13 protein-coding genes are annotated in these 12,962 nt (G+C 65.5%); 8 read left to right on the top strand and 5 right to left on the bottom strand.

Translation table 11 applies throughout. The features are described from left to right. The first annotated feature begins 96 nt into the window (after positions 1-96). The 3 genes from OVA06_RS14120 to groL all read left to right on the top strand — a co-directional run bounded on the left by OVA06_RS14120 (position 97) and on the right by groL (position 3,498). A complete protein-coding gene (locus tag OVA06_RS14120) occupies positions 97-303 on the top strand; it encodes a cold-shock protein (protein ID WP_268159153.1) in 207 nt (68 codons plus the stop codon). Beyond that, entirely contained in the window at positions 303-1,574 is a 1,272-nt protein-coding gene (locus OVA06_RS14115) for an ABC transporter substrate-binding protein (RefSeq protein ID WP_268159151.1), read from the top strand. Before OVA06_RS14120 ends, OVA06_RS14115 begins: the two co-directional genes overlap by 1 nt. Positions 1,575-1,863: 289 nt before the next feature. Next, positions 1,864-3,498 (top strand): chaperonin GroEL, encoded by a 1,635-nt coding sequence (gene groL / locus OVA06_RS14110; protein WP_056083728.1) that lies wholly within the window; start codon positions 1,864-1,866, stop codon positions 3,496-3,498. Between the two features lie 89 nt (positions 3,499-3,587). On the opposite strand, the gene OVA06_RS14105 is transcribed toward groL, so the two are convergent. Beyond that, positions 3,588-4,898, bottom strand: coding sequence for an ABC transporter substrate-binding protein (locus OVA06_RS14105; protein ID WP_268159149.1), 1,311 nt, complete (start codon positions 4,896-4,898; stop codon positions 3,588-3,590). 255 nt (positions 4,899-5,153) lie between these two features. On the opposite strand from OVA06_RS14105, the gene OVA06_RS14100 reads away from it, so the two are divergent. Next, entirely contained in the window at positions 5,154-6,227 is a 1,074-nt protein-coding gene (locus OVA06_RS14100; RefSeq protein ID WP_268159147.1) for a ribonuclease HI family protein, read from the top strand. A 5-nt stretch (positions 6,228-6,232) separates the two neighbouring features. Here OVA06_RS14100 and OVA06_RS14095 read toward each other — a convergent pair whose 3' ends face one another. The 3 genes from OVA06_RS14095 to OVA06_RS14085 all read right to left on the bottom strand — a co-directional run bounded on the left by OVA06_RS14095 (position 6,233) and on the right by OVA06_RS14085 (position 8,819). Then, positions 6,233-6,520 (bottom strand): WXG100 family type VII secretion target, encoded by a 288-nt coding sequence (locus OVA06_RS14095; protein ID WP_056083737.1) that lies wholly within the window; start codon positions 6,518-6,520, stop codon positions 6,233-6,235. 110 nt (positions 6,521-6,630) lie between these two features. Then, complete coding sequence (locus tag OVA06_RS14090; protein WP_268159145.1) at positions 6,631-8,106, bottom strand: sensor histidine kinase; 1,476 nt, start codon at positions 8,104-8,106, stop codon at positions 6,631-6,633. Between the two features lie 2 nt (positions 8,107-8,108). Further along, positions 8,109-8,819, bottom strand: coding sequence for a response regulator transcription factor (locus tag OVA06_RS14085; RefSeq protein WP_268159143.1), 711 nt, complete (start codon positions 8,817-8,819; stop codon positions 8,109-8,111). Between the two features lie 323 nt (positions 8,820-9,142). On the opposite strand from OVA06_RS14085, the gene OVA06_RS14080 reads away from it, so the two are divergent. Together OVA06_RS14080 and OVA06_RS14075 are read left to right on the top strand one after the other, a co-directional pair. After that, complete coding sequence (locus OVA06_RS14080; protein WP_268159141.1) at positions 9,143-9,883, top strand: polysaccharide deacetylase family protein; 741 nt, start codon at positions 9,143-9,145, stop codon at positions 9,881-9,883. 3 nt (positions 9,884-9,886) lie between these two features. After that, positions 9,887-11,053 carry a phosphotransferase gene (locus OVA06_RS14075; protein WP_268159139.1) on the top strand — a complete coding sequence of 389 codons (1,167 nt, stop codon included), beginning with the start codon at positions 9,887-9,889 and terminating at the stop codon, positions 11,051-11,053. A gap of 24 nt (positions 11,054-11,077) precedes the next feature. Here the strand turns inward: OVA06_RS14075 and OVA06_RS14070 are convergent, their stop codons facing one another. Continuing rightward, positions 11,078-11,578: a DUF427 domain-containing protein gene (locus OVA06_RS14070; protein WP_268159137.1), complete on the bottom strand. Its 501-nt coding sequence runs from the start codon at positions 11,576-11,578 to the stop codon at positions 11,078-11,080. Between the two features lie 236 nt (positions 11,579-11,814). Here OVA06_RS14070 and OVA06_RS14065 point away from each other — a divergent pair, with 236 nt between their 5' ends. Both OVA06_RS14065 and OVA06_RS14060 read left to right on the top strand, forming a co-directional pair. Next, positions 11,815-12,072, top strand: a complete 258-nt coding sequence (locus OVA06_RS14065; protein ID WP_056083756.1) for a hypothetical protein — start codon at positions 11,815-11,817, stop codon at positions 12,070-12,072. A 26-nt stretch (positions 12,073-12,098) separates the two neighbouring features. Then, positions 12,099-12,947 (top strand): FHA domain-containing protein, encoded by an 849-nt coding sequence (locus OVA06_RS14060; RefSeq protein ID WP_268159134.1) that lies wholly within the window; start codon positions 12,099-12,101, stop codon positions 12,945-12,947. Positions 12,948-12,962 lie beyond the last annotated feature (15 nt).

Raw genomic sequence — 12,962 nt, 5'->3', positions numbered from 1 at the left:
GTGAAATCCAGGCGCCTGCCCGGTCCCCGCAATGCACGTCAATGACTCGGCACCGCAGCAGGGGTCCTCCGGTCTCAACGGAAAGAGTGGGTCATCATGGCACTGGGAACCGTCAAATGGTTCAACGCCGAAAAGGGCTACGGTTTCATCACCGTGGACGGTTCCGGGGAGGATGTCTTCGTGCATTGGTCGGCAATGCAGGGTGAAGGCTACCGGGCGCTCGATGAGGGCCAGCGGGTGGAACTTGAAGTCGGGGAAGGCGAAAAAGGCCCGCAGGCCGAAAGCGTCCGGCCCGCCGGGTGATGCATCCTCCCCGCGCAGCGGACCGCCGTCGACCGGTGTTTGCCGCATCCCTTGCTGCCGTCCTGGCCCTCAGTGCCTGCTCCGGAGTTACCGGCAATGCCCGTGTGGACACCGTGGAAGCATCCGGCGACGGAGTCCTCCGTGTAGGGCTGATCCTGGACAACACCGGGGACAGCAGCTTCCTCAATACCTCCCAGCTCGCCGCGGCCCAGCTTGCCGTCCGCGAAATCAATGCCGCCGGCGGCCATAAGGGCAGGCCCGTGGAACTCCTTCCCGTCCAGGCCGGCGGGGATACCGCCGCGCAGGCCCACGCGCTGGTCTCCGACAAGGCGGACGTGGTGATCGGTCCCACCGATTCAAGCCACGCCACCGAGGCTATCGATGTCCTGTCCCGGGCGCGGACCCCACTGATATCGCCCGCCAACACCGCCGCAGGCCTCAGCAGCGCCGAATCGGGCGGTTACTACTTCCGGACCACGGCCGCGGACGTTGCGCAGGGACCCGTCCTGGCCAAGCTCGCCAAGGACGGGGGCGCCAAGACCATCGCCATCCTCCACCAGGAGGGTACCTACGGCAAGGAAGTTGCTGCCGCAGTTGCCGACGCCGCCGCAGGGGCCGGGCTGCAGGTCCTGGACAACGCCGGGTTTGCCGCCGGCGAGGCCGGGGACGCCGCCCGGAAAGCCGGGGCCGCGAAGCCGGATGCCGTCGTCGTGGTTGCCCGCGAAGGGTCGCAGGGGGCACTGGCGGAACTCAACAACGCGGGGCTCTCCGGGGCCAGCCTGCTGCTCAGCGATGGAGCGTTCGCGCGCTACGGATCGAAACTCGGGACCAAGGCGCTGGACGGCGCCAGGGCCGTAGTGTCCGGTCAGCTTCCCAGCGCCGCCTTCCAGGCCCGCCTGTTGGGCGTGGACGAGGGACTGAAAGATGTTTCGTATGCTGCGGAAACGTTCGATGCGGTAACCCTCGCTGCCCTGGCGGCGGCGCGAGCGCAGGATGACGCCGGCCCCTCCATTGCTGCCAACCTCGTGGCCGTCTCCGGTGGGACCGCCGCCGAATCCCAAGCCACTGCCGCGGCGCCCTGCACCACCTACAAGGACTGCCTGCCCGCCCTCGCCTCAGGGGCCGGCATCAATTACGACGGCGAATCAGGTCCCATCGCCTTCGACACCAACGGGGATATCACCTCCGCTGCCTTCACGGTGTTTACCTATGGCAGCGACAACATCCCAACGGCAACCGGCCGCGAAACCGCCGGCCGCGGCGGCAGCTGATCGCCCTCGGCGAATACGGGCCATAAACGCGGGCCCGGTGGTCACTTTCGCTTGCACTCTCACCGGGGGAGTGCTAATTATTGAGTTAGCACTCTGACGTACCGACTGCTAAAGGCAACGCCCGGTTAAGCCGGCGGCGCCCGGCAGCGGCCGAGGAGCGAAGAAACACCTTACTGGAGTGAGGTTCCCACGCGGAGGCATACAGAGGCTGCCGTTCAGGAACCGTCCGTCGCGGGCACTGCAGCTGAGGTTCATTCTTAACGACTGTCCCGAAAGGACTATTGCCGTTATGGCCAAGATCATTGCATTTGATGAAGAGGCACGCCGCGGCCTTGAGCGGGGCCTGAACATCCTCGCCGACGCCGTTAAGGTCACCCTCGGCCCGCGTGGACGCAACGTCGTCCTCGAAAAGAAGTGGGGCGCCCCCACGATCACCAACGATGGTGTTTCCATCGCCAAGGAGATCGAGCTGGACGATCCCTACGAGAAGATCGGCGCCGAGCTGGTCAAGGAAGTTGCCAAGAAGACTGACGACGTCGCAGGCGACGGCACCACCACGGCTACCGTGCTGGCCCAGGCCCTGGTCAAGGAAGGCCTGCGCAACGTTGCCGCCGGCGCCGACCCGCTGTCCCTCAAGCGCGGCATCGAAAAGGCCGTTGAGGCCGTCACCGCCGAGCTGCTGAACTCCGCCAAGGAAATCGAAACCAAGGAAGAGATCGCGGCCACCGCCTCCATCTCCGCCGGTGACGACGAGATCGGTGCCCTCATCGCCGAAGCCCTGGACAAGGTGGGCAAGGAAGGCGTCATCACGGTCGAGGAGTCCAACACCTTCGGCCTGGAACTGGAACTCACCGAAGGCATGCGCTTCGACAAGGGTTACATCTCCGCCTACTTCGTCACCGACGCTGAGCGCCAGGAAACGGTCCTTGAGGATCCGTACATCCTGATCGTCAACTCCAAGATCTCCAACGTCAAGGAACTGGTTGCTGTCCTGGAAAAGGTCATGCAGTCCAACAAGCCGCTGCTGATCATCGCCGAAGACATCGAGGGTGAGGCCCTGGCCACCCTGATCGTCAACAAGATCCGTGGCACCTTCAAGTCCGTCGCCGTCAAGGCTCCGGGCTTCGGTGACCGCCGCAAGGCACAGCTCGCCGACATTGCCGTGCTCACCGGCGGCCAGGTCATCTCCGAAGAAGTCGGCCTGAAGCTGGAAACGGCTGGACTCGAACTCCTGGGCCAGGCACGCAAGGTTGTTGTGACCAAGGACGAGACCACCATCGTCGAGGGTGCAGGCGACGCCGACCAGATCGCCGGCCGGGTTTCCCAGATCCGCGCCGAGATCGAGAACTCCGACTCCGACTACGACCGCGAGAAGCTGCAGGAGCGCCTGGCCAAGCTGGCCGGCGGCGTTGCAGTCATCAAGGCCGGTGCCGCCACGGAGGTTGAGCTCAAGGAGCGCAAGCACCGCATCGAAGACGCCGTGCGCAACGCCAAGGCTGCCGTCGAGGAAGGCATCGTAGCCGGTGGCGGCGTGGCCCTCATCCAGGCCGGCGCCAAGGCGTTCGCCAACCTGCAGCTGTCCGGCGACGAAGCAACCGGTGCGAACATCGTCCGCGTTGCCATCGACGCCCCGCTGAAGCAGATCGCGTTCAACGCCGGCCTCGAGCCCGGCGTCGTCGTCGACAAGGTCCGCGGCCTGCCCGCCGGCCACGGCCTCAACGCAGCCACCGGCGAGTACGTCGACCTGCTGGCAGCCGGCGTCAACGACCCCGTCAAGGTGACCCGCTCTGCCCTGCAGAACGCGGCTTCCATTGCCGGCCTGTTCCTCACCACCGAGGCAGTTGTTGCTGACAAGCCCGAGAAGAACGCTGCTCCTGCCGGCGGCGACGACATGGGTGGCATGGGCGGAATGGGCGGCTTCTAGCCCTTCCGTCCGGGACCTGTCCCGCTGATACAAGAATGCGGCCCCCTCTTTGGAGGGGGCCGCATTCTTCGTTTTCCGTGCTGCCGGGTCTACTTCTTCGCGCTGGCGAGCATTCCTTCGACTTCCTTCTTGAAGGCGTCGGCGGCGGCCTGCGGAGTCAGCCGGTCATACAGCACTTCGTCGGTGTAGCGCTTGATCACGTTCTGCACGCTGCCGGCACCCACTGGCGGGACAGGGGGTGCGTCCTTGATGTCCGGAGCGATGTCCTTGAGGAAGGACACCACGGTGGTGTCTGCCGGCTTCAGGCTGGGCGTGATGCTGTCCACGATCGCAGCGTTGGTGGGCACGCCGCGGTCCGTCATCAGGATGGCCCCCGCTTCGGGGCTGTTGGTGAGGTAATCGATGAAGGCGGCCGCTTCCTTGGGGTGCTTGGAGCGGGACGAAGCGGACCAGAACATGGTGGGCTTGTAGTACATACCGTTCTTCGCTGACGCGCCGTCCTGGCTGGGCGCACGCAGCATCTTGATGGGGCTGGCCGTGGTCGACTCGAGGGAGCCGAGCTGGTTGGTCCACCACCAGGCCATGCCCACGCGGTTGGTGCCGAAGAGGCTTTCTTCAAGGCCCGCGCCGGAGTCTTCAGTTGCTACCGTGGCCGGCGGGCTGGCCTTTGAATCCCGCTGCTCCTTCAGCCGCTCCCAGAACGATGCTGCGGTGGCGGTGTCGAAGTCCAGCTGCCCGTCCTGCGAGTACAGGTCCTGGCCGTGCTGCCGCAGCCAGATGATGAGGTCCGCCTCATTGCTGCCATAGGCCGCGCCATACGTCTTCCCGTCACCGGAGGCGCTGATCTTGGCTGCAATGTCCAGGAACTCGTCCCAGGTCCACTTCGTATCGTCCGGGACCGGGACGTTGGCCGCTTCAAAGACTTTGGTGTTCGCCATGATGACGTAGGCGTTCTGCCCGGTGCTCAGGCCGTACTGGGCGCCATCGTACTGTCCGGAGGCGAGGGCCTCCTTGTCCAGCTTTGAAGTATCGACTCCCTCCTGCTTCGACAGGTCAAGGAGTGCGCCCCGCCCGCCGTACTCCGCGATGTACTTCTGGTCCATCTGGATAACGTCCGGGGCATCGTTGGCGGCGGTCTTGGTGGCCAGCTTGTCCCAGTAGCCGCCCCATTCGCCGGGCTCGGACTCGATCTTGATGTTGGGGTGGCTGGCTTCGAACGCGTCAATGACCTTCTCTGTCTGGGCGTTGAGGTATTCGTTGCCCCACCAGGCAAACCGCAGGGTGACCTGGTCGCCGCTGCCCGAACTGCCCGAGGCGCCGCAGCCTGTTGCCAGCAGCGTAATTGCCAAAGCTGCAGCTCCCAGCTGGAACCTTCGGCGGCTTACGGTTGGAATCGTCATCGATCTGCCTTCCTGAAATCTTTAGGCGCTTTCCCGGGCGTTGCGCCGGCATCCGTGCCGTTTCGCCCCAGTGAGAAAGCGTTTTCTCATTCGATACAGTGATTGTGTCCTTGTTGGTCAGGGGCAGTCAATACTTTTGGGTAAACGTTTTCCCGAAATGGTTTTTTCATCCTGCAAGACTTTCCGCTTCTGCGCGGTCCCGGCTGCGCCCGGCAGCGTTCAGGCATTGTCGGGCCGGTCTGGCAGGATGGACCGGTGACGATTACTGCAGCGGCTGACGGTTCGGCCTTGGGAAACCCCGGCCCCGCCGGATGGGCCTGGTACGTGAATGACAAGTGCTGGCGTGCCGGCGGGTGGCCCCACGGAACCAACAACCAGGGCGAGCTGATGGCAGTGCTGGACCTGCTGCGCGCAACCGCGCACGTCCGGCAGGAGGACCTCCACATCCTGTGCGACAGCCAGTACGTCATCAATTCGATCACCAAGTGGATGCCCGGCTGGAAGCGGAAGGGCTGGCGCAAGGCAGACGGCAAGCCGGTCCTTAATGTTGAGCTCCTCAAGGAACTCGACCGTGAGCTTGCCGGGCGCAAATACACCTTCGAGTGGGTGAAAGGCCATGCTGGCCATGACCTCAACGAGGCCGCCGACGAACGGGCCAGGGCGGCAGCCACGGCTTACCAGCAGGGGGTTGCTGCCCGTTCCGGACCGGGATTCCAGGGCCACCAGCACGAATCCGGAGGCCGCGGAACAGCGCAGGCTGGCGCGCCTGCCACCACACGGGTTGCCGCAGAGCAGCCTTCCACCGATCAGCCTGCAGCATCGCAGCGTTCGGCGATGCCACCAGCTGCCGCACGGCCTGCCGCCAAGCCGGAGCCGGATCTGTTCACTGACCCCGGGCTCTTTGGCGACCCAAAGCTTTTCAGCGAACCGGACCTTTTCAGTGAGCTGGGAAGCGAAGCCTTCGAGACCGAACCCGGCACGGCAGAGCCATCCGCGGAAGCGCAGGTGGAGGAACTCGAACGTGAACTCCTGGGCCCCCTCGTCCGCGGCGACATGGGCCGCACGGCCGTCCTGCTGCACCCCGACTTTATGGAGATCGGCAGTTCGGGCCGGGTCTGGACCCGGGATGCCATGATGATGGCCCTCGAAGAAGACCCGGGGGAGCGGACCGATATCGAGATCCTGGGGACCGACCGCGTCGGCAACAGCGCTGTCCTGCTGACCTACCGAAGCTTCGCCCGCTCCGGCACCACGCTGAGAAGCTCACTGTGGGTGCTCGACGGCGGCCGCTGGCGGCTGCGGTTCCACCAGGGCACGCCGGAGGCATAAAGGGCCTAGCTGAAACGCTGCGTGTTTCCCTGCTCCGCCTGGGCGTAGGTGGCCGCTGCGGAGGCCAGCGCTGTATTGATGGAGGCCAGCGAGGCCTCTACCCTGCCCTGCGTGATGGTCCACTCGGTGATCAAGGCCTGGAAGTTCGTGGCCGCGGAGCCCCGCCAGGACCCCTGGAGTTCGTCGAGGCCGCGCTTCATGGACTGGACGTCGGTGCTGATCCTGTCCACCGTGGCCTGGACGCTGGCCGACTTCAGTTGCAGCAGTTCGGTATCGACGGAGATGATGCTCATGGCTGTGCCTTTCGCTCGCGGCGGGACAGCGCAGGCTGCCCTGGCCCGGCTGGTCCGGGCCGCTGAAACGAGCCTAGGGACGGGCAGGACAGTGGGCCACGGCCACAGAGCTATATGTGGATAACCTTGCCGTCGCTGACCTCGTCCTCGCTGTCCGCCGCGGCCTCGTCCCGGTACGGCAGGCTGACCACCATCGTGGCGCCCCCGCCGTCGGTCTCCTGTACGCGGACCGAACCGCCGTGTGAACCAACAATTGCCGCAACAATGGCCAGGCCCAGGCCACTGCCGCCCGTGTCGCGTGTCCGCGAGGTATCTGCACGGTAGAAACGTTCAAAGACCTTCGACGCGTCCTCCTCGGAGATGCCCGGGCCATGGTCCCGTACCTCAACCACGGAGCGCGGCTGTGCATCCACCGTACGCACGCCGACAGCCAGCTCGATGGGGCTGCCTTCGGGAGTGTAGCGCAGGGCGTTGCCCACCAGGTTTCCCAGCACCTGCCGGATTTTAGCCTCATCGCCGAGTACCGGTGCGGGCTTGGCCGGTCCGTTGTCGAGCCCGGCCAGCGTGATCACCCGGGAGCGGTCGCTGGCCTGCGTGTCCACCACTGCATCATGTGCAATGAGCTGGAGGTCAACGGGCTTTTGCTGCAGCGGGCGCTGCTCGTCCAGGCGGGCAAGGAGGAGCAGGTCCTCCACCATGGAGCCCATGCGCTTGGCTTCGCTTTCGATCCGCCCCATGGCGGTGGCAACGTCCTCGTCCGTGGTCAGGGCTCCGTGGCGGTACAGCTCGGAGAAGCCGCGGATGGTCACCAGCGGGGTCCTCAGCTCGTGCGACGCATCCGCGGCGAAGCGCCGCATCCGTGCCTCAGACGCAGTGCGGGCCGCGAAAGCCGTCTCGATATGCGCCAGCATCGCGTTCAGGGAGCTGCTGAGCCGGCCCAGCTCGGTGGCCGGGTTTTCGACGTCCACGCGGCGGGACAAGTCTCCGGCTGCGATGGCGGCGGCGGTCTTTTCCACCCTTGCCAATGGCCGGAAAGATCGCGAAACAGTCCAGCTGGCAATCAGTGAGGCGAGCAGGAGCGTCAGCAGGCCGACGCCTGTGACCACCAGGGTGGCGTGCTTGAGGACGTCATCCACGCCCTCGAGCGGCAGGCCGATGAGCACTACCGCCGGCTGGTTATTGGACAGGACGGGCACGGCCACAACCCGCCAGTTCTCTCCGTCCGTGCCACCAACCTGGAAGGGCACGCTGTCGCGGGCTCGTGCTTGCTCCGGGCTGATGAAACTGACGGCCGGATGGTTGTCCGGGTCGCCGCCGAGCCTGAGCGGCTCCTGGTCCTGGCGGAAGAGAAGCAGGGAGTAATCGGTGGGGACCTCGGGGCTGGTGGCCTGAAGTTGCGAGAATGACTGCTGCTTGACGGCAAGCCCCACGGCGGCATTGAGCTTGTCATCAACCTGCCCCTGGAGGTAGCTGTGCAGCAGCGCCAGGGTCCCGGCCCCGGTCACCGTCAGGGCAATAATGAGCAGGGCCATGATCATGGCGACCAGCTGTGTCCTCAGGGACGAGGACTTCCACCGTTTCAGCAAGGTCAGCGCTTTTCGGCCGTCCGGAGCACGTAGCCCACGCCGCGTTTGGTCTGGATCAGGGCAGGGGCCTCGGGATCGATGTCCACCTTGCGGCGCAGGTAGGAAATGTAGGACTCCACAATCGAGGCGTCGCCGTTGAAGTCGTACTCCCAGACGTGGTCCAGGATTTGCGACTTGGACAGCACGCGGTTGGGATTCAGCATCAGGTAGCGGAGCAGCTTGAACTCGGTGGGGGAGAGCTCAATGACGGTGCCGCCGCGGCGCACTTCGTGGGCGTCGTCGTCGAGTTCCAGGTCGCCCACCCGGATGACGGCGTCGTCGTCGAGGAGCGGCTGCGTGCGGCGGAGCACGGCGCGGATGCGCGCCACTACCTCATCGAGGCTGAACGGCTTGGTCACGTAGTCGTCCCCGCCAACGGTGAGCCCGGTGACTTTGTCTTCGGTGTCGTCCTTGGCGGTGAGGAACAGAACCGGGAAGTGTTTGCCGGAGGCACGCAGCCGGCGGGTGACGGTAAACCCGTCCATGTCCGGAAGCATGACGTCGAGGACAGCCAAGTCAGGCGAGTGGGCATCGGCGGCGGCCAGGGCATCACGGCCGTTGGCCGCGGACACCACCTCGAAGCCGGCGAACCTCAGTGACGTGGACAGCAGCTCGCGGATGTTGGGTTCATCGTCAACAACGAGGAGCTTCGCTTCAGGGCCGTTCTTGTTCATGTTCCCATCATGCTCCCAGTCTCTGGGAGTTGTCTGGATGTTCCATGGAAGAACGTTGCGTATCCTCGGCACGGCCGCAGGCCGAGACATGCCGTGCCCGAAAGAGGCACTGCCAACCCACCTGCCAAGCGGGCCCGCAAGGGTGCGGTACCCCCTCCCGGCCGCCGGTTTCCCCCTATTTGGCCGTTACTCCCGCTGCTCCTACCCGGTTTGCGCGGGCGTTCCCCACCACTGTGCATTGTCCGTTTACAGCGCCTTAAGCGCCGCCGTACGGTGCTTACCTAGAGCTTACGGGCAGACGTGGGCAAGGGAGGGCCGGCACAATGAAGAGCAAATTTGCCGCCATGGCTTTGGGAGCAGGAGCCCTTGTCATCGCCTTACTGGCGGGCGGCCCCACGCAGGCCGCTCACGCAGCCGACGAACCGCTGATTGGACTGACATTCGACGACGGGCCGTCGCCACAGCGCACGGCTTACGTCCTGGACGTCCTGAAGGCAAAGAACGTCAAGGCAACGTTCTTCCTGCAGGGGGCCAACGCACAGCTCTACCCCGACCTCGTGCGCCGGATCAAGGCCGAGGGGCACGTCATCGGCAACCACTCATGGAACCACCCGGACTTCCTTCAGACCAGCCAGGCAGAGCAGAAGCAACAGATTGACAGCACAAACGACGCCATCAGGGCCGTGACTGGCGAGACGCCACGGCTCATGCGCTTCCCGTTTGGCAACGGCACCCCGTACGCAGTGAACTACCTGCGGACCATCGGCATGAGCGGCGGCATTCTGTGGCGTTGGCACATTGGCCAGCCCGGCGACTTTGAGTGCCCCGGGGCGGCCGGCGTGCAGAAGTTCGTCATGGATGAGGCGGCGCCAGGGGCGATCATCCTGCTCCATGATGCCGAAGATGTCCTGTCCTGCCCGGCTTCACAGTGGACATACCTGGCCACCACCATCGACGCACTGCGCGCCCAAGGGTATGAGTTTGGCGTGGTGGCTCCCTCGGCCACAGCCAACCCGCTCAACGAGGGCTCACCCGCCGTCGTGGTTCCCCCGGCCGGCTCCTAGCCGGTGATTGGCGAGCTGGAGCTGCCCGTCCCCAGCCTGCTGCGCGCGGACCTGCCGGCAGTGGTGGACGTTGCCCTGCGCCGGCGCGGCATGGTGGTCACCCGGGCCAAAACGGAGAGCATCATCCCTCCGGGGGCCAACATGACCACTGGCGGGCTTTGGCGGATCCAGGGAATGGCACAGGCAGGATCAGGCAACGAAGCGGAACCTGCGCCCTTCAGCGTCATTGCCAAGCTCACCCAGTCGCCATTGTTGTGGCCGGGCATCCAGGCTGTACCCCCGGAGTTCCGCGAGCAGCTGGCAGAGCGCTACCCGTGGCGCACTGAAGCGCAGGCGTACGCCGCCGGGGTCAGCACAGCATTGCCCTTCAACGCCCGGATGCCTGAGGCTTTCCGGATCACCGAGCTGGATGCGCAACGGATCCTCATCTGGATGGAGGACGTGGACGACGGCGGTGCCCACGGGTGGAGCGATGAGCAGTTTGCGGACGCCGCCTTTGTCCTGGGCGGCCTCGCGGGCAGCCCGGACGTGGATGCACTTGTCACGGCAGTGCCGGATGCCACGACATCGCGGCGCCTGGAGTTCTTCCTCGAGGGTGTCGGAATGCAGTTGCTCATCCCGGCGATCATGGGCGACGACGTGTGGCAACACCCGGTGGTGGCCGGCGCAGCGGACCCCGCGGTCATCAGCGGGCTGAGGGGCCTGGCAGGAAGGGCCCGGGACCTGGTGGACGTGCTTGTGGCCCTGCCCCAGTTCCCCATGCACGGCGACGCCAGCCCCCAGAACCTGCTGGCCGGGGCAGCCAACGGTGGGGACGAAGCGTTCATCCTCATTGACTGGGGAAACTTTGGGAGGGGCCCGGCCGGTTTCGACCTGGCGCAGCTCCTGGCCGGGCGGGTCAACGACGGCGACATGCCAGGCAGCGACCTTGTCCGGTTGGCGCCGCTGTGCGTGGACGCCTACTGCAATGGGATGGCCGAGGCCGGGACCGAACCCGATGCGTCATCCGTCGCCCGCGGCCACGCAGCCGCCATGGCCGTATTCACCGGCCTGTCCGCACTGCCGCTGGACCAGCTGGCGGCGCCGCGCCCCGGGCTGGAGGACGTGGTGGCCGGGCGGCTGGACATGGTCCGGTTCATCCTGGGACGGCTGGACGCGCTGGGCATGTAGGCGCACCTGCCAGGGCAGCAGGACTCACCATCCAAGCGTGCCGGGCTCACCCTTGAACGGCCCCACCACCTGGTCGGTAACCCAGCCGCCGTAAAAGCCCCCGGCCTGGGGGCGGGCAACTTCGCCGTTCACCTCGCACCGGTCCATCGGCCCCGCATAGACGGCCACCCGGCCCGCCAGTTCCGCGTAGCCGGGAAGCGGCTGCGGGTAGGACCATGCGGCCCGCTCTGCCGACCGGCCGCCGCCGCGAACGGTGAAGTATTCGGCCTGGCCCTTGAACTCGCACCAGCTGGATCCCTGGGCGGACTCCAAAGCGCCGGGAAGGAATGCGGCGCGAGGTAGGTAGTAGACGGGCGGATGGCTGGTTTCCAGCACCCTAAGCCAGTCTGTGGTGTCAAGGATCAGTTCTCCGCCCAGGAAGATCCGGATCCGCCCGGAGCCTGGCTCGACCCGCGGCGGCCGTGGATAGTCCCACACCGACTCCTGACCCGGTCCCGGCACTGCCGGAGTGATTCGTTGCCTCATGTGTCCAGTGTGCGTCCCGGCGGACGCTGACGCACTCGGGAACCCAAAATGCGGCAAGAACGTTCGGCTTGCGGTATCTTCCCCAGCAACGGATGCGGGAATACAGTGATGCTTGCCGGGCATGGGCCTGGCACGAACTGTTCAACGGACCACCGCGTGCTGTTCCAAGCGCTGCCGGTGGCCCCTTCCACCGGTAGTACCCGATAGTTCCTGGCCATCGAAGGGGATAGACCATCATGACTGACCTGAGCGCCACCGAAAACACAACCGCCGACGAACGCACCATCCGGGACTGGGCTGACCTTGCCGAGGAGATGTGGTCGTATCTCACGGGCAAGGGCGCAGCCATCAATTATGAGTTCATCGACATGACCGTAGAGGTTCCCCGGGACATCGGCCCCGATGCGCCGCGTGCCACGTGGAAGCTCAACGGTGCCCTGAGAGTCACCACCAGCGACCGGGATACAGCCGGGCCGGACGCGGACCGCGGCTGACGGAGATGCCGGATAACCGTCTGGACATGGATCTGGACATTTCATTCACGGACGAGTCCGGAGCGGTCACAACAGGTAAAGCCCGAGCCGCCGGCACAGAGGTTACGGTATCCCTCGAGGAGCTGGCCCCGTTAAGCGGCGGCGGATTACCTTCGGTGGAAGTCATCAAACCTTTGGCGGAGTTCCTGGCCCGCAAGGGGTTAACAGTCACCGTCGCCGGCCCGGACGGGCCCATCCTTAGCCTGGGCAAGGTGGACAGCCGGGCCTCGCAGCGGCTCATAACCCGCTCGCCCCACATCAAGCTGGGCAAACTGGGGTCCCTGCTGCCACTGGTCCGCCAAGGCAGGCGCCGGCCCAAAGGCATGCCGCTGCTGCCACCGTTCACACCCATGCCGCTTTTTCCCACCGTGCAGCGAAAGATTGTCCGCCGCGTCACCACTACCCACTACGCAAGGGGCGGGGGCCGTCCAAGGCTGATATTCGTGCAGGACGCTGCCACCTGGAACGGCCAAATCCCGAGGGAGGTGGCCCTGACGGAAGATGTCACTACTATCGGAAGCATCCCGGGCTCCGGCCTCCAGCTCGAAGGCCTGGAGGCACTGCACGCGGAAATCAGGCACGACGATCAGGACGAGTATGTCCTGGTGCCGCACGGGCCGGTCAGCGGCAGCGTGGTCCTTTCAGGACCCTCCATTTTGCGGACCGGTGCGAGGATCCAGATGGGGCAGTGGTGCCTTGCATTCTTCCGGGAGGAATTCGCTGACCACGGCCGCCCCTATGGTGGCCGCAGCGGCGGGGAACTGGCTTATGAACGCCCCCAGCTGGACCCTCGGACCGGAACCATCGAACGGGACAGCTCCGAAGGCGTGTGGTGAGGAGGTAATCGAGGC

It is taken from the genome of Pseudarthrobacter sp. SL88 (assembly GCF_026672455.1).
In the GTDB taxonomy this organism is placed as follows: domain Bacteria; phylum Actinomycetota; class Actinomycetes; order Actinomycetales; family Micrococcaceae; genus Arthrobacter.
The sequence above is the reverse complement of the archived record's forward strand: the minus strand, read 5'-3'. Positions and strand labels throughout refer to the sequence as shown.

Bases quoted from the DNA above. Each gene is read 5' to 3' on its own strand.
- OVA06_RS14080 (WP_268159141.1), top strand. From the start codon at position 9,143: ATGAAGAGCAAATTTGCCGCCATGGCTTTGGGAGCAGGAGCCCTTGTC.
- OVA06_RS14085 (WP_268159143.1), bottom strand. From the start codon at position 8,819: ATGAACAAGAACGGCCCTGAAGCGAAGCTCCTCGTTGTTGACGATGAA.
- OVA06_RS14070 (WP_268159137.1), bottom strand. From the start codon at position 11,578: ATGAGGCAACGAATCACTCCGGCAGTGCCGGGACCGGGTCAGGAGTCG.
- OVA06_RS14065 (WP_056083756.1), top strand. From the start codon at position 11,815: ATGACTGACCTGAGCGCCACCGAAAACACAACCGCCGACGAACGCACC.
- OVA06_RS14120 (WP_268159153.1), top strand. From the start codon at position 97: ATGGCACTGGGAACCGTCAAATGGTTCAACGCCGAAAAGGGCTACGGT.
- OVA06_RS14095 (WP_056083737.1), bottom strand. From the start codon at position 6,520: ATGAGCATCATCTCCGTCGATACCGAACTGCTGCAACTGAAGTCGGCC.
- OVA06_RS14060 (WP_268159134.1), top strand. From the start codon at position 12,099: ATGGATCTGGACATTTCATTCACGGACGAGTCCGGAGCGGTCACAACA.
- OVA06_RS14105 (WP_268159149.1), bottom strand. From the start codon at position 4,898: ATGACGATTCCAACCGTAAGCCGCCGAAGGTTCCAGCTGGGAGCTGCA.
- OVA06_RS14115 (WP_268159151.1), top strand. From the start codon at position 303: ATGCATCCTCCCCGCGCAGCGGACCGCCGTCGACCGGTGTTTGCCGCA.
- groL (WP_056083728.1), top strand. From the start codon at position 1,864: ATGGCCAAGATCATTGCATTTGATGAAGAGGCACGCCGCGGCCTTGAG.